We start from the raw sequence: 14,966 nt of genomic DNA on the forward strand, positions 1-14,966 counted from the left end.
CCTTCTTTCATTGCCGGAGCCGGACCCATGTCCACGCACGCCTCACGCGCCGCCGCGCGTCTGATGATTTCGCCCTCGGTCATCCTGTTGTTTTTGTGGATGGCTGTGCCGCTGGGCATGACGCTATGGTTCTCGTTCCAGCGCTATAATCTGCTGATGCCCGGCCAAACCGGTTTTGTCGGCTTTCAGAATTACGAATATTTCCTTACCGATCCCGCGTTCTTCACCGCGCTCTGGAACACCCTGTTTCTGGTCGGAGGCGTGTTGCTGATCACCATTATCGGCGGGATGCTTCTGGCGCTGCTGCTCGATCAAGCGATCTTCGGGCAAGGCATTGTTCGGGTACTGGTGATTGCGCCCTTCTTCGTGATGCCCACCGTGTCCGCGCTGGTGTGGAAGAACTTCTTCTTTAATCCGGTGAGCGGAATTTTCGCCTATATCGCGAATTTCTTCGGCTTTCCGGCCTATGATTTCCTTGCCCAAGCGCCGCTACTCTCGATCACGCTGATCGTGGCGTGGCAATGGCTGCCCTTCGCGACGCTGATCTTGCTGACCGCATTGCAATCGCTGGATAGCGAGCAGCTTGAGGCGGCTGAAATGGACGGTGCCAGTATCTTCTCGCGCTTCATCTATATCATGGTGCCCCACCTGTCGCGCGCGGCAACCGTTGTGATCCTGATCCAGACGATCTTTCTGCTCTCGACCTTTGCCGAGATCCTCGTGACCACGAATGGTGGACCGGGCAATGCCTCGACCACGCTGACCTATCTCGTTTACGTCCAGTCGCTGCTGCAATTTGACGTGGGCGGTGGGGCAGCAGGCGGCATCGTTGCTGTAATCCTGGCCAATATCGTTGCGATCTTCCTGATGCGGATGATCGGCAAGAACCTGGAGACCTGAGACATGGCCCGCAAAATCTCAAACCGCCGCAAGATCATAATGACCGTCCTGGCATGGAGCATCGGTTTCCTGATCTTCTTCCCGATCCTGTGGACGATCATCCTGTCCTTCAAGACCGAGGGCGACGCGATCAAAACGCCGCTGCAAGTGCTTAGCTCGCATTGGACGTTCGAAAGCTACGCCCTCGTGCAGGAACGCTCGAACTACTTCCGCCACTTTATGAACTCGGTGATCATTTCGTTTGGCTCGGTGATCCTGGCGCTGGTCATTGGTATTCCCTCGGCTTGGGCGATGGCCTTTGTGCCGGGCAAGGGCACCAAGAACGTGCTGATGTGGATGCTCTCGACCAAGATGATGCCCGCCGTGGGCGTCTTGATCCCGATCTATCTGATGTTTCGCGACTGGGGGCTTCTGGACACGCGCACGGGCCTGATCATCGTGCTGTGCCTGATGAACCTGCCGATCGTGATCTGGATGCTTTACACCTATTTCAAGGAAATCCCCTCGGAAATCCTTGAAGCCGCCCGCATGGACGGCGCAGGTTTGCGCAGCGAGATCTTGTATGTGCTGACGCCCATGGCGGTGCCCGGCATTGCCTCGACGCTGCTGTTGAACGTGATCCTGTCATGGAACGAAGCGTTCTGGACCCTCAACCTGACAGCGGCCAAGGCTGCGCCGCTGACGGCCTTCATCGCCGCTTATTCCAGTCCCGAAGGGCTGTTTTACGCCAAACTCTCTGCTGCCTCGACGCTGGCAATCGCACCAATCCTGATCCTTGGCTGGTTTAGCCAGAAACAGCTTGTGCGTGGCCTGACCTTTGGCGCTGTGAAATAAGGAGATCCCCATGGGACAGATTGAACTCAAAGGCGTCACCAAGAGCTTTGGCGATGTGCAAGTGATCCCGCCGCTCGATCTGCATATCGGCGAGGGCGAGTTTGTTGTCTTCGTCGGCCCCTCGGGCTGCGGTAAATCCACGCTGCTGCGCCTGATTGCAGGGCTGGAGGACGTGTCGGGCGGGCATATCGAGATCGACGGCAAAGACGCCACCGACCTGCCCCCCGCCAAGCGCAGCCTTGCGATGGTGTTTCAGTCCTACGCGCTTTATCCGCATATGTCGGTGCGCAAGAACATCGCGTTTCCGCTGAAAATGGCCAAGGCAGATCAGGCAACGATTGATGCCAAGATCGAGAACGCCGCGCGCATCCTCAACCTCAGCGACTATCTGCACCGCCGCCCCGGCCAGCTTTCGGGCGGGCAGCGTCAGCGGGTCGCGATTGGCCGTGCCATCGTGCGCGAACCGGCTGCGTTCCTGTTTGACGAGCCGCTCTCGAACCTTGATGCGGCCTTGCGCGTGAACATGCGTCTCGAAATCTCCGAGCTGCACCAAAAGCTGAAAACCACGATGGTTTACGTCACCCACGACCAGGTCGAGGCAATGACGATGGCCGACAAGATCGTCGTGCTGCATGCCGGCGTGATCGAGCAGGTCGGCAGCCCGCTGGAACTTTATCGCAGCCCGCGCAACAAGTTCGTGGCTGGCTTTATCGGCTCGCCCAAGATGAACTTCGTCGAGGGTGCCGAGGCGGCAAAACACAACGCTCACACCATCGGCATCCGCCCTGAACATATCAATGTTTCGGCAACCGAAGGCGCGTGGAAAGGCACCGTGGGTGTGTCTGAACACCTTGGCTCGGACACGTTCCTGCATGTCGATACCGAGTTCGGCCTGATCAACGTGCGCGGCGGTGGCGAGATCGACCTGCATGCGGGCGATGATGTCTGGCTCAGCCCCGACCTGTCGCAACTGCACAAGTTCGACGCGGCAGGGCTGGCCATCTGATGCGCCTGTCGGGAAAACGCGCCCTGATCACCGGGGCTGCGCGCGGCATCGGGCGCGCTTTCGCGGAGAAATACATCTCCGAGGGCGCGCAGGTTGTGATCGGGGATATCGACCTTGCGCGCGCCGAAGATACCGCCGCTGAAATCGGCGCGACCGCCCTGCCCCTTGATGTGACCGACCCGGCCAGCATCGAGGACGCATTGGCGGCGCTGCGCGCCAGTGGCGGGATCGACATCCTGATCAACAACGCCGCGATCTTTACCGCCGCCCCCTTGATCGAGATCACCCGGCAAGATTACGAGCGCGCCTTCAAGATCAATGTCGAAGGCACGCTGTTCATGATGCAGGCCGCCGCGCGCGAGATGATCGCGCAAGGGCGTGGTGGCAAGATCATCAACATGGCAAGCCAAGCCGGACGGCGCGGCGAGGCACTGGTGGCGGTCTATTGCGCCTCTAAGGCGGCGGTCATCAGCCTTACGCAATCTGCCGGGCTGAACCTGATCGAACATGGCATCAACGTGAATGCCATCGCCCCCGGTGTCGTGGATGGCGAGCATTGGGATGGCGTCGATGCCTTCTTTGCCAAATACGAGGGCAAAGCACCGGGCCAGAAAAAGCGCGAAGTCGGCGCGGCCGTGCCGTTCGGACGGATGGGCACCCCACAAGATCTCACCGGGATGGCGGTGTTTCTGGCCTCGGACGAGGCAGAGTACATCGTCGCCCAGACCTATAATGTCGATGGCGGAAATTGGATGAGCTGACATGAAACTCTCAAACGCAACGCTTGATCTTCTGCCCGATGATGTCGCCCGCCCCACCTATGATCGCAGCGCCTTGAGCGCGGGCATCGTCCATATCGGATGTGGCAATTTCCACCGTGCGCATCAGGCGGTTTACCTTGATGACCTGTTCAACCTTGGGATCGGCCATGACTGGGCGCTGCTGGGGGCTGGCGTGCGCGCAGGCGATGCCAAGATGGGCGAGGTATTGATGGCGCAGGACGGCATGTCGAGCGTGATCGAACTGGACCCCGGCGCGAAATCGGCGCGCGTGATCGGCGCGATGACGGGCTTTGTGCCGGTGGCCTCGGGCAATGCGCCCCTGATCGCGGCGATGTCAGACCCGGCAATCCGCATTGTCTCGTTGACGGTGACCGAGGGCGGCTATTTCATCGACCCCGAGACCGGCACTTTCAGCCCCACCCATCCCGATATTGCCGCCGATGCGGCCAACCCGGACGCCCCCGACACCGCATTTGGCGCGATCATCGCGGCGCTCAAGGCACGCCGCGCCGCCGGTATTGCGCCCTTCACCGTGATGTGCTGCGACAACGTCCCCCATAACGGCCATGTCACGCGCGATGCTGTGGTCGGGCTGGCGCAACTGTCCGATCCGGAACTCGCGGGCTGGATCAAATCCAATGTCGCTTTCCCCAATTCGATGGTGGATCGTATCACCCCCGCCACCGGCCCGCGTGAGCGCGCTTTGGCGGAAAGCTTCGGTCTGGAAGATGCCGCCCCCGTCACCTGCGAACCGTTCCGCCAATGGGTGATGGAGGACAATTTCCCCGCAGGCCGCCCGCCGCTGGAAAAGGTCGGCGTGACCTTCACCGATGCGGTGGACCGGTTCGAGACGATGAAAATCCGCATCCTGAATGGCGGGCATGCGATTATCGCCTATGCTGCGGGCCTGCGCGATATCGACTTCGCCCATGAGGCATTGGCCGATCCCCAGATCCGCGCCTATCTCGACAAGATCGAAACCACCGAGATCCTGCCGATCATCCCCCCCGTCCCCGACACCGATTTGCAAGACTACAAGCAACTGATCCTCAATCGGTTTTCCAACCCGGAAATCGCCGATCAGATCCGCCGCCTGTGCTTTGACGGGTTCAACCGGCAACCCAAATTCATCATCACGTCGATCCGGGACCGGCTGGCGAAGGAGCTGGGTTGTGACGGGCTAGTGCTGGCAAGCGCGCTGTGGTGTCGTTATTGCGCTGGCACGACTGAGACCGGGGCCGAGATCGCGCCGAACGACCCGAATTGGGATCGTCTGGTGGCGACGTCTAATGAGGCCAAGACCCGCCCCGCCGCTTGGCTGGAAATGTCGGAAATCTATGGCGATCTTTCGAAAAACGCCGACCTTGTGGCGCAGTTCACCAAGACGCTGAATGACGTCTGGGCGCGCGGATCGCAGGCGGTGATCGCGGATTATCTCAAGTAAAAGCTGAGGCGCAGGGTTAAATCTGCGCCTAGTGAATATCCCAGTCGTCCTCGTGGGCGCAGGCGCCCATCGCGATCCAGTCAGCGCGCACCCGCGCCACGCGGGTATCCCCCCATGTGCGAAACACGATCACGAATCCCTCTGGCGTGACCATCTCGGCGGAAATATCCATCCGACCGTTGTGTTTTTGATCAATGTCCCACATCGACAGCGCGACATGCACCATCGGTTTCGCGATGAACGTATCAGGAAAACTGACCAGTTTGCGCAGCTCGCGAGGACCATCGCCGGTCCACATTGCGCCACCATCCTGATAATCGGAAAACAGCACGATAGAGCCCTGCTGCATCCCCAAACGATGGCTTTCTATCGTGATCATAAAACTGGTCTCCCTGCCCGACCCGATCAGCTTACGCGCCTCTATAAAAAGAAAAAAGCCCCGGAAAAACCGGGGCTTGTTTCGTATCTTTCAACTGGCTCACAGCGTCATATGGGTGCCCATGGCTTCCATATCCGCCAGCAACTTGGCGGTGAGATCGGCCACCGACGGGTGGGCTTCCTCATGGACGCGGCGGGCCTCGGCGATCAGCTTCTCGTGGACTTCACGGGTGAATTCCTCGGCAGGCAGCGAGCGCTCGGCCAGAATTGTCACACCCTCGGGCGTAATTTCGGCAAAGCCACCCGTCACTGCATAGCTGTGCGTTTCCGAGCGCGTCACGAGCGTCAACTTGCCCGGGCGCAGCGTGGTAAGCATCGGCGCGTGGCCGGGCATCACCGTCAGGTCGCCATCAGCGCCCGGAACCATGACCTCGATCGCTTCCTCTTCCGAGGCGAGCTTGCGCTCGGGGGCGACCAGATCGAATTGCATCGTGTCGGCCATAACGCCTCCTTACGCCGCAGAGGCGAGTTTCGCAGCTTTTGCTTTCACATCCTCGATGCCGCCAACCATGTAGAAGGCACCCTCGGGGAGGTGATCGTATTCGCCAGCCACAACCGCCTTGAACGAAGCGATCGTATCTTCGAGCGGCACCTGAATGCCGTCAGAGCCGGTGAAGACTTTGGCAACGTCAAACGGCTGGCTCAGGAAGCGCTGGATTTTACGCGCGCGCGACACCGTCAGCTTATCCTCTTCGGACAGTTCGTCCATCCCGAGAATGGCGATGATGTCTTGCAAGGCTTTGTAGCGCTGCAGGATTTCCTGCACCTGACGTGCGACATTGTAGTGCTCTTCCCCGACAACGCCCGGATCGAGAATACGCGACGAGCTGTCGAGCGGATCCACGGCCGGGTAGATGCCGAGTTCCGAGATCGCACGCGACAGAACGGTCGTTGCATCGAGGTGGGCGAATGTCGTGGCCGGAGCCGGGTCGGTCAAGTCATCTGCAGGCACATACACAGCCTGGATCGAGGTGATCGAACCTGCTTTGGTCGAGGTGATACGTTCCTGCATCGCGCCCATGTCGGTGGCCAGCGTCGGCTGGTAGCCCACTGCCGAGGGGATACGACCCAGAAGTGCGGACACTTCGGACCCTGCCTGAGTGAAGCGGAAGATGTTATCCACGAAGAACAGAACGTCCGTACCCGACTGATCGCGGAACTGCTCGGCCAGGGTCAGGCCGGTCAGCGCAACGCGGGCACGCGCACCCGGAGGCTCGTTCATCTGACCGTAAACCATCGCAACCTGCGACTTCGACAGGTCTTCGGTGTTGATAACGTTGGATTCGATCATCTCGTAGTAAAGGTCGTTACCTTCACGAGTCCGCTCGCCCACGCCAGCAAACACCGAGTAGCCCGAGTGCACTTTGGCGATGTTGTTGATCAATTCCATGATCAGAACGGTCTTGCCAACACCAGCACCGCCGAACAGGCCGATCTTGCCGCCCTTGGAATACGGCGCGAGCAGGTCGATAACCTTGATGCCCGTGACGAGGATCGCCGATTCCGTCGACTGCGCCTCAAAGGGCGGAGCCGGCTGGTGGATCGAGCGGGTCTCGGTCGCGGTGACCGGGCCTTTTTCGTCCACCGGCTCACCGATGACGTTCAGGATGCGACCCAAAGTTGCATCGCCCACCGGCACCGTGATCTGGGTGCCCGTGTCGGTGACTTTCGCACCGCGCACGAGGCCCTCGGTTGCGTCCATCGCGATGGTGCGCACCGAGCCTTCGCCCAAGTGCTGCGCGACTTCAAGCACCAGACGCTTGCCGTTGTTTTCCGTTTCCAGCGCGTTGAGGATCGCGGGCAGCTCGCCGTCGAACTGCACGTCCACGACGGCGCCGATGACCTGGGTTACCTTGCCATTGCTTGCCATGATTTTCTCCGGTTCCGTCAGAGCGCTTCAGCGCCCGAAATGATTTCGATGAGTTCCTTGGTGATCGCGGCCTGACGCGAGCGGTTATATTCGACTGTCAGCTTGTCGATCATATCGCCCGCATTACGCGTAGCGCTATCCATCGCCGACATTCGCGCACCCTGTTCAGAGGCCGAATTTTCCAGCAGAGCCGTAAAGATCTGCGTCGCGATCCCGCGCGGCAACAGATCGGCAAGGATCTGCGTTTCGCTGGGCTCGTAATCGTAGTTCACCGAGGGCGTTTCTTCGCCTTCCTCTGGTTCATAAGAGGCCGGGATGATCTGCTTGGCGGTCGGGGTTTGCGAGATCACGCTTTCAAAGACCGAGAAGAAGATCGTCGCAACGTCGAACTCATCCTTGTCAAAGCGCTGAAGAAGATCGCGTGCCACGCTTTGCGCTTCGTCATAGCTGATCCGCTTGACCTCGCTAAAGTCGACGTGACCCACGAAATACTCGCCATATTCCCGACGCAGCGAATCGCGACCTTTCTTGCCGACGGTGAGGATTTTCACCTCTTTCCCCTCGGCCAGAAGCTTGTTGGCGTGTTGACGCGCAAGCTTGGCGATATTGGCGTTGAAGCCACCGCAAAGCCCACGTTCCGCCGTCATCACGACCAGCAGATGCACCTTGTCCGAACCAGTGCCCCCGAGAAGGCGCGGCGCATTGTCCGCCCCCTTCACCGAGCCCGCCAGCCCCGCCATCACGGCATGCATCCGTTCGGCATAGGGGCGTGCGGCTTCGGCGGCCTCTTGGGCACGGCGCAGCTTGGCTGCGGCGACCATTTGCATCGCCTTGGTGATCTTCCGCGTGTTCTTGACGCTTCCGATCCTGTTTTTCAGGTCCTTAAGGCTAGGCATATCCCTGTCCTTTCAGGCCAATCACGCGAAGGTCTTGGCGAATTCGTCAATGGCGGCTTTCAGCTTGTCAGCTGCGTCACCCTTGATCTTGGGATCTTCCTGGGTGAGCCAGTCGAGGATGTCCTTGCGCGAGTTGCGCAGATAATCCAGCAAGCCATTCTCGAAACGACCAACCTCGGCCACCGGGATATCGTCGAGGAACCCGTTGGTGCCCGCAAAGATCACGGCCACGATTTCCGCATTGGTCAGCGGCGAGTATTGCGGCTGTTTCATCAGCTCGGTCAGGCGCGCGCCCCGGTTCAGAAGTTTTTGCGTTGCCGCATCCAGATCCGAGCCGAACTGTGCAAATGCTGCCATTTCGCGATACTGGGCGAGTTCCAGTTTCACCGGACCAGCCACAGTTTTCATCGAGTTGGTCTGCGCCGAGGAGCCAACGCGCGACACCGACAGACCGGTGTTCACAGCGGGGCGGATACCTTGGTAGAACAGTTCCGTTTCGAGGAAGATCTGACCGTCGGTGATCGAGATCACGTTGGTCGGAATAAACGCCGACACGTCGCCGCCTTGGGTTTCGATAACCGGCAGAGCCGTCAACGAGCCCGAGCCGAAATCTTCGTTCAGCTTGGCCGAACGTTCCAGCAGGCGGGAGTGCAGATAGAACACGTCACCCGGATAGGCTTCGCGGCCCGGCGGACGACGCAGCAGCAGCGACATCTGGCGATAGGCCACAGCCTGCTTGGACAGATCGTCATAGATGATCAGCGCGTGCATGCCGTTATCGCGGAAATATTCCGCCATCGCGGTTGCGGTGTAGGGCGCAAGATACTGCATCGGCGCGGGGTCCGAAGCGGTCGCAGCGATCACGGTGGTGTATTCAATCGCACCGGTCTCTTCGAGCTTTTTCACAAGCTGCGCCACGGTCGAGCGTTTCTGACCGATCGCGACGTAGAAGCAATGCAGCTTATTGTCGGGCGAAGCGTCGTTATACGATTTCTGGTTCAGGATCGTATCCAACGCGATCGCGGTTTTACCGGTCTGACGGTCACCGATGATCAATTCGCGCTGGCCACGCCCGATCGGGATCATGGCGTCAACCGATTTCAGGCCGGTTGCCATCGGTTCGTGAACCGATTTACGCGGGATGATGCCCGGAGCCTTGACGTCAGCCACGCGGCGCTCGGTGCTCTCGATGGCGCCTTTGCCGTCGATTGCGTTGCCCAGACCATCAACGACGCGGCCCAGCAGGCCCTTGCCAACCGGCACGTCCACGATGGAGTTCGTGCGCTTGACGACATCGCCTTCTTTGATGTCCTGGTCCGAACCGAAGATCACGACGCCGACGTTGTCAGCTTCGAGGTTCAGTGCCATCCCGCGGATACCACCGGGGAATTCGACCATTTCACCGGCCTGCACATTATCGAGCCCGTAGACGCGCGCGATACCGTCACCAACCGACAGCACACGACCGACTTCGGCCACTTGGGCGTCTTGCCCGAAATTCTTGATCTGGTCCTTGAGGATCGCAGAAATCTCAGCTGCTTGGATGCCCATTTATCCGACCTCTTTCATGGCGTTCTTGAGAGTAGCGAGTTTCGAGCGGATCGACGTGTCGATCATGCGCGAACCCAATTTTACAATCATACCACCGATGAGGCTTTCATCGACAGCGGTGTCCAGTTTGACGGTTTTACCCGTTTGCTTATGCAGCGTTTCAGCCAAAGCCTTGGCTTGCGCGGCAGAGAGTTCCGAGGCCGAGGTGACCTCGGCCGTCACTTCGCCTTTGTGATCGGCGATCAGGTCGTTCAACGCGACCAGGAGTTGCGGCAGCGTGAACAGGCGACGCTTGGCCGCCATCAGTTGCAAGCCGTTGCTCATCGCGCTGGACAGGCCCATTTTGCCTGCCAGTTCGGCAACGACTTTCATCTGCTCATCACGTGTATAAACCGGCGAAACGGTCAGATCGCGCAGATCGGACGAGCTTGCCAGCGCCGCGCGCAGGGCCGCAACATCGGCCTCCAGCGCGGGGATGGTTTTCGAGTCACTCGAAAGTTCAAAAATTGCGAGCGCATAACGCCCCGCGATGCTTGCGGAAATCGAAGCTGGTTCGGACACGTCCACCCTTCCGATGCTTGTTGCCCCCGCCCCACACCCGACGGGCCCGGTGGGAGGTCTCCTCCGGCGCGCTAACAATCATCCAGCGCACCACATATCGCAGAGGTGAGTAGCAGAGCAATTCCCCCCTCGCAACCGTCTTGAACACCAGAATGTGAGCGAACACCCGCATTTTATCCGTCGTCGCGCTAAGGTGACACAGCGTGTACAGCAATGGGGGCGCTAACAGTTAAAAAATCCGGTCGCGGGGCCGAATCCGAACGAATATCTAAAGACACGGTGAATCACCCCGAGCCCGCGCGAAACAGCCGCGCCAATCCTGACGCCTGACCCGTGAAACGCACTCTTAAATCGGCTTGGACACCGGCTTGACCGCGCCCTCCAGAATCGACAGCGGGCGGCGCACCTTAGAGCCCAGCCCGGAATCAGGGCGCGAATGCACCTGTTTTGAAACCTCAAGTACGATCACCCCCGCCGCCAGCACGCCCGATACCTTGGTGCCCACGCGCTCCCACATCGCGGACGAACGCAGCCAGAAGCGGCGGTGGCTGGGCGGTATATAAAGGGCTGCCGTCTGGCGCTCGGGCACGAACCCCGAACGGCGCGCGAGTTGATCAAGCTGCCCGCCCGTAAACGGTTTGCCAAACCCGAAGGGCGTAGATTCGCTGGGCGCCCACAGGCCCGCACGGTTGGGCACGATAAACAGCGCCCGTCCCCCCGGCCCCAGAACCCGCCAGCATTCCGCCATCAACGCCTCGGTATTGTCCGAGGTTTCAAGCCCGTGCATCACGATCAGCCGATCCACGCGGCCCGTTTCAAGCGGCCAGCGGGTTTCTTCACACAGCACCGACACATTGGGCTGCCCCGCAGGCCACGGCATCACGCCCTGCGCGGCGGGCATCAACCCGATCACCCGCCGCGCATGCTCTAGATAGGGGCGCAAAAGCGGCACGGCAAACCCGTATCCAGCGACCGTTTGCCCCGTCAGCGCAGAGCCCGTCGAAGGCCACAGCCCCACCACCTTGTCGCGGATCGCGCGCTGCGCGGCACGGCCAAGTTGCGTCCGGTAATAGAAATTTCGCAGATCGAGCACGTCGAGATGCATTGCGTGTCGGTCCTCCTTCGGCTTAGCTTGGGTTCAAGATAGTCATTGCGGTAGAAAACACCATGTCCGTCGAATTGCTGATCATTCCCTGCCTCGCCGATAACTATGCCTATATCGTGCATGAGGCCGCGACCGATACCACAACCGTGATCGACGTCCCCGAGGCACCTCCGGTTCTCAAGGCGTTGACCGAACGTGGCTGGAAGGCGAATTTGATTTTGCTCACGCATCATCACAGCGATCACATTGATGGCGCGCAGACCTTGGCGGCGGCGACAGGGGCGAAAATCTTGGGCGCGGCGGCGGATGCCCATCGCCTGCCGCGACTGGCCCAGGCGCTGCATCCCGGCGAGACGATCCCGATTGGCATGGAAAAGGTCGAGGTGATGGACGCACCCGGCCATACCGTCGGCCATCTCGCCTATTACTTCCCCGAGGCGGGGCTGCTGTTTTCGGGGGACAGTCTGATGAGCTGGGGCTGCGGACGTCTGTTTGAGGGCTCGGCGGCGCAAATGTTTGAGACCTTGCAGCGCTTTTGCGAATTGCCCGATGAGACGCTGGTTTGCTCGGGGCATGAATATACCGAGGCGAACGGGCGCTTTGCCCTGAGCCTTGAGCCGGAAAACCCGAATCTGCTGGCGCGCATGGCCGAGGTCCGCGAAACCCGCGCCCAGATGCGCCCGACCCTGCCCGTCGAATTGGGCCTTGAGAAAGTCACCAACCCGTTCCTGCGCGGCGACGATCCGAAACTGCGCGCAGCCCTTGGCCTGCCCGCCAATGGCACAGCGCTTGAGGCCTTTACAGAGGCGCGCGCCCGCAAGGATCGGTTTTAACCGCTCAGGCTGTCAACTCGCGCGCGGTGATCTGGTAGATGAAGGTTTCGGGATCAAGCGAATCCTGCCGTTTACCGTCAATTTCCGCCTGCGGATACATCAGGTAGGGCAGCATCGGATTGCTGGAACCGGGCAGCGCCACGTCATGGGCGTAGTTATAGGCGACCCAGTTGCCCTCCCACGCCCCAAACAGCGCGCGGCGCACATCGACAACCTTGGGATTATCTAGCGCCAGATTTCCCGCGCCCTCTTGCAACATCACCTTGCGCACATCCGCCGGATCGACCGGAACCCAGCCAAAGCCCGTCAGGAACACCTCGGCGCGGCAATGCTGGGCCTTGCTGATATCGGGGGAATTCGCGCCAAGGCTTTTATAGCCGAATTTCGAGGGCGCCACGCGGATGCCATAGACATCACGCGCCGGCAGCCCCGCCGCGCGCGCCAGCCCGACGTAAAGTGCGTTGAGATCGGCGCATTTCCCGCTCAGATCGCCCATCGCCAGCATTGAGGCCACATCGCCCAAGCCACAGCCCGGCGTCTTGGGATTGCGCACGGTATTCTCGACGATCCACTCATAGATGGCGCGCGCGCGGTCCAGATCGGATGTCGCGCCCTTGGTGATCTCATCAGAGGTCTGCTTTACCAACCCATCGGTCGGGATCAGATGCGTCGGCGCGGTATAGCGCGCGTGGTCCTGCGCGCTGAGCGGCGCAACGTCGCCGGGGGTGGAAAGATCCACCGCGCGGTTCTGCGTCGCGGCCATCGTGCTCAGTTCAAAGCTGCGCGCCGCGTTGCCACCCTTCCAGATCGCATGCACAAAGCTCTCACCCTTGACGGGATCGGTCTGCACGCTGGCGCTGTCGGCATTGCCCGTCCAGCTGATCGCACCCGGCTTCATCCAATCCGCCGCTGTGACCGAGGGCACAGGCAGCCAAAGCTGCGCGCCCGTCTCGCTGGCCGGTAAGGTGACGCGGGTGCGCAGGTCAAAGTCTCGCCAGCCATCGGGTTTGGGCGTGAAACCCGCGCTTGCGATAGAGGGCAGCATCGCGCCAAGCGCAGAGGCCGAAGAGATCTTCATAAGGGTGCGTCTGGTGATCTGCATGCGTGCGCTCCGTGTTTTCTGCCCCCCTTCTCTAGTCGTGCCCCGGCCCCAGAGCAAGGCCGCGAGCGCCCCGCCCGTTAACGCCCAATTGCGCGCCCGGCTTGCATCCAGCGCCCGTAGCGGCGATATCTATCACGCCTGTTCACAAATTCAGTTCGTATGCCTCTCCCCATTTTACCCCGAGAAATCCGCCAACAAATACGCCGTTTCGGTCCCTCGATGGGGCGCCGACCGGGGGTTGATATTCTGCGCGGTGCGATCGGGGCGGGCCTCGCGATTTTCTTTGTGACCTTCATCGTCACTCTTCTGCCCCACTCGCGTCAGGCAAATATTTATCTGGTCTCGTCCTTTGCCTCCACGGCTGTACTGTTATTCGTGCTGCCCAATTCGCCGCTTGCGCAGCCTTGGGCCTCGATGTTGGGGATGCTGATCTCAGCGGTGGTGCCGATTTTGGTGTTGCAGATAATCCCGCCGCCTTATGCCGACGGGCTGGCCGTGGCAGCCGCGATTGCCACGATGATGGCGGCGCGCGCGTTGCACCCGCCTGCGGCTGGAATCGCGCTGCTTGTGGTGCTTGAACATGAGGCAGGAATTCATCTCGGCCTTGGTTTTGCGGTGTTTCCCATTGCCACGCTGACAGGGGTGCTGATCGTCTTTGCGATGATCTACAACCGCTTCTTCGGCATCTCTTATCCAACGCGGCCGCTATCCTCTAACGCAGCTCGCGATATCGGCACGCGCGGCCCCGCCCGCACACTTAGCCAGCGCGATCTGGCCGATCTGCTCGTCGAGTTCAACCACTCCGCCAACCTCGCCCCGGCCGATCTGGCCCGGCTGCTGGCGGCTGCTGAGCACCGCGCCGCCGAAGCCCTGCTGGCCGAAACGCTGGTGCGCGATGTCATGACACATAATCCCGTTAGCGTGACCCCCGAGGCACCGCTGAGCGAGATCGTGAGCAAGATGACCACCCTCAATGTGCACACCTTGCCAGTGGTCGATAGCCTTGGCTATTATCTGGGTCTTGTCGATCAACATGACGCGCTTGACGAGCTGTTTAAGGAATTCGACCTGCTGCGCCGCCCGTTCCGCTTTCGCGCCGCCCCCCCCGAGGCCGAAGCGCGCGCAATCCTTCACACCGATATGCAAACCGTTGAGGGCGACACCCCCGTGGGCACCCTGCTTGAACGGCTGGCGCGGCGCGAGGCCCGCGTGGTGCCCGTCACCGAAGCGGGCCATCTGACAGGCATCCTGACGCGCACCGACATCATGGCGCTACTGCTCAAACACTCCCCGGAGGCGCATCTTAAAGATGACCTTGAGAGCGACGAGGTCGCCCCCGCCCCGCCCCCAACCAATGCCGCGCCCGAGGCAGTGAATGGCGCACAGGACACGCAAGAATCGCCGGCAAAGGATCAAACCGTCGACGATCCGGTCGCGCCGATCACGCCTGCGCCCTAAAAGACGAGGCCCGCCCGCGCGCCGAGTCGCACAGGATTTAAGCAGCGCTCTTGAAACACCGCGCGCCCTGCCCCATCTGGGATGCGTAACCCGCAAACCCCCAAGATATTGCGCAAGCTAGGTGCGTCAGCGCACCATTCCCGCGTAAAAGCGGCTGTTTTTATAGCGCAAAATAAATCGAGGGCG

15 protein-coding genes are annotated in these 14,966 nt (G+C 60.6%); 7 read left to right on the top strand and 8 right to left on the bottom strand.

Annotation, left to right across the window (positions count from 1 at the left end):
* The first annotated feature begins 27 nt into the window (after positions 1-27).
* Genes DT23_RS00310 through DT23_RS00330 form a run of 5 tightly spaced genes read left to right on the top strand, consistent with a single transcriptional unit; the run spans position 28 to position 4,966 of the window.
* Entirely contained in the window at positions 28-900 is an 873-nt protein-coding gene (locus tag DT23_RS00310) for a carbohydrate ABC transporter permease (RefSeq protein ID WP_038127058.1), read from the top strand.
* Between the two features lie 3 nt (positions 901-903).
* The gene (locus tag DT23_RS00315) at positions 904-1,734 is read left to right on the top strand and encodes a carbohydrate ABC transporter permease (RefSeq protein ID WP_038127059.1); all 831 of its coding nucleotides are present in this window, start codon (positions 904-906) and stop codon (positions 1,732-1,734) included.
* 10 nt (positions 1,735-1,744) lie between these two features.
* Positions 1,745-2,740 carry an ABC transporter ATP-binding protein gene (locus DT23_RS00320; RefSeq protein ID WP_038127062.1) on the top strand — a complete coding sequence of 332 codons (996 nt, stop codon included), beginning with the start codon at positions 1,745-1,747 and terminating at the stop codon, positions 2,738-2,740.
* Positions 2,740-3,501 (top strand): L-iditol 2-dehydrogenase, encoded by a 762-nt coding sequence (locus DT23_RS00325; protein WP_164492067.1) that lies wholly within the window; start codon positions 2,740-2,742, stop codon positions 3,499-3,501. The genes DT23_RS00320 and DT23_RS00325 overlap by 1 nt, the downstream gene beginning before the upstream one ends.
* 31 nt (positions 3,502-3,532) lie before the next feature.
* Positions 3,533-4,966, top strand: a complete 1,434-nt coding sequence (locus DT23_RS00330; protein ID WP_038127662.1) for a mannitol dehydrogenase family protein — start codon at positions 3,533-3,535, stop codon at positions 4,964-4,966.
* A gap of 28 nt (positions 4,967-4,994) precedes the next feature.
* On the opposite strand, the gene DT23_RS00335 is transcribed toward DT23_RS00330, so the two are convergent.
* The 7 genes from DT23_RS00335 to DT23_RS00365 all read right to left on the bottom strand — a co-directional run bounded on the left by DT23_RS00335 (position 4,995) and on the right by DT23_RS00365 (position 11,387).
* A complete protein-coding gene (locus tag DT23_RS00335) occupies positions 4,995-5,345 on the bottom strand; it encodes an H-type lectin domain-containing protein (RefSeq protein WP_038127066.1) in 351 nt (116 codons plus the stop codon).
* A gap of 99 nt (positions 5,346-5,444) precedes the next feature.
* The gene (locus tag DT23_RS00340) at positions 5,445-5,846 is read right to left on the bottom strand and encodes a F0F1 ATP synthase subunit epsilon (RefSeq protein WP_038127068.1); all 402 of its coding nucleotides are present in this window, start codon (positions 5,844-5,846) and stop codon (positions 5,445-5,447) included.
* Between the two features lie 9 nt (positions 5,847-5,855).
* Positions 5,856-7,274, bottom strand: coding sequence for a F0F1 ATP synthase subunit beta (gene atpD / locus DT23_RS00345; RefSeq protein WP_038127071.1), 1,419 nt, complete (start codon positions 7,272-7,274; stop codon positions 5,856-5,858).
* Positions 7,275-7,291: 17 nt separating this feature from the next.
* A complete protein-coding gene (locus DT23_RS00350) occupies positions 7,292-8,170 on the bottom strand; it encodes a F0F1 ATP synthase subunit gamma (RefSeq protein ID WP_038127073.1) in 879 nt (292 codons plus the stop codon).
* Between the two features lie 21 nt (positions 8,171-8,191).
* The gene (gene atpA, locus DT23_RS00355; protein ID WP_038127076.1) at positions 8,192-9,721 is read right to left on the bottom strand and encodes a F0F1 ATP synthase subunit alpha; all 1,530 of its coding nucleotides are present in this window, start codon (positions 9,719-9,721) and stop codon (positions 8,192-8,194) included.
* Positions 9,722-10,282, bottom strand: coding sequence for a F0F1 ATP synthase subunit delta (locus tag DT23_RS00360; RefSeq protein ID WP_038127077.1), 561 nt, complete (start codon positions 10,280-10,282; stop codon positions 9,722-9,724).
* Positions 10,283-10,628: 346 nt separating this feature from the next.
* Positions 10,629-11,387, bottom strand: a complete 759-nt coding sequence (locus tag DT23_RS00365; protein ID WP_038127079.1) for a class I SAM-dependent methyltransferase — start codon at positions 11,385-11,387, stop codon at positions 10,629-10,631.
* A 62-nt stretch (positions 11,388-11,449) separates the two neighbouring features.
* Here DT23_RS00365 and gloB point away from each other — a divergent pair, with 62 nt between their 5' ends.
* Complete coding sequence (gloB, locus tag DT23_RS00370; protein WP_038127081.1) at positions 11,450-12,220, top strand: hydroxyacylglutathione hydrolase; 771 nt, start codon at positions 11,450-11,452, stop codon at positions 12,218-12,220.
* Between the two features lie 4 nt (positions 12,221-12,224).
* Here gloB and DT23_RS00375 read toward each other — a convergent pair whose 3' ends face one another.
* On the bottom strand, positions 12,225-13,322 hold the full coding sequence (locus tag DT23_RS00375) for a transglutaminase-like domain-containing protein (protein WP_081846859.1): 1,098 nt from the start codon (positions 13,320-13,322) through the stop codon (positions 12,225-12,227).
* A 219-nt stretch (positions 13,323-13,541) separates the two neighbouring features.
* Between DT23_RS00375 and DT23_RS00380 the strand changes: the two genes are divergently transcribed.
* Complete coding sequence (locus DT23_RS00380; protein ID WP_051696933.1) at positions 13,542-14,780, top strand: HPP family protein; 1,239 nt, start codon at positions 13,542-13,544, stop codon at positions 14,778-14,780.
* Positions 14,781-14,966: the final 186 nt, after the last annotated feature.

The sequence above is a fragment of the Thioclava indica genome (assembly GCF_000714545.1).
GTDB lineage: Bacteria > Pseudomonadota > Alphaproteobacteria > Rhodobacterales > Rhodobacteraceae > Thioclava > Thioclava indica.

Bases quoted from the DNA above. Each gene is read 5' to 3' on its own strand.
- DT23_RS00310 (WP_038127058.1), top strand. From the start codon at position 28: ATGTCCACGCACGCCTCACGCGCCGCCGCGCGTCTGATGATTTCGCCC.
- DT23_RS00315 (WP_038127059.1), top strand. From the start codon at position 904: ATGGCCCGCAAAATCTCAAACCGCCGCAAGATCATAATGACCGTCCTG.
- DT23_RS00320 (WP_038127062.1), top strand. From the start codon at position 1,745: ATGGGACAGATTGAACTCAAAGGCGTCACCAAGAGCTTTGGCGATGTG.
- DT23_RS00325 (WP_164492067.1), top strand. From the start codon at position 2,740: ATGCGCCTGTCGGGAAAACGCGCCCTGATCACCGGGGCTGCGCGCGGC.
- DT23_RS00335 (WP_038127066.1), bottom strand. From the start codon at position 5,345: ATGATCACGATAGAAAGCCATCGTTTGGGGATGCAGCAGGGCTCTATC.
- DT23_RS00340 (WP_038127068.1), bottom strand. From the start codon at position 5,846: ATGGCCGACACGATGCAATTCGATCTGGTCGCCCCCGAGCGCAAGCTC.
- atpD (WP_038127071.1), bottom strand. From the start codon at position 7,274: ATGGCAAGCAATGGCAAGGTAACCCAGGTCATCGGCGCCGTCGTGGAC.
- DT23_RS00350 (WP_038127073.1), bottom strand. From the start codon at position 8,170: ATGCCTAGCCTTAAGGACCTGAAAAACAGGATCGGAAGCGTCAAGAAC.
- atpA (WP_038127076.1), bottom strand. From the start codon at position 9,721: ATGGGCATCCAAGCAGCTGAGATTTCTGCGATCCTCAAGGACCAGATC.
- DT23_RS00365 (WP_038127079.1), bottom strand. From the start codon at position 11,387: ATGCATCTCGACGTGCTCGATCTGCGAAATTTCTATTACCGGACGCAA.
- gloB (WP_038127081.1), top strand. From the start codon at position 11,450: ATGTCCGTCGAATTGCTGATCATTCCCTGCCTCGCCGATAACTATGCC.
- DT23_RS00375 (WP_081846859.1), bottom strand. From the start codon at position 13,322: ATGCAGATCACCAGACGCACCCTTATGAAGATCTCTTCGGCCTCTGCG.
- DT23_RS00380 (WP_051696933.1), top strand. From the start codon at position 13,542: ATGGGGCGCCGACCGGGGGTTGATATTCTGCGCGGTGCGATCGGGGCG.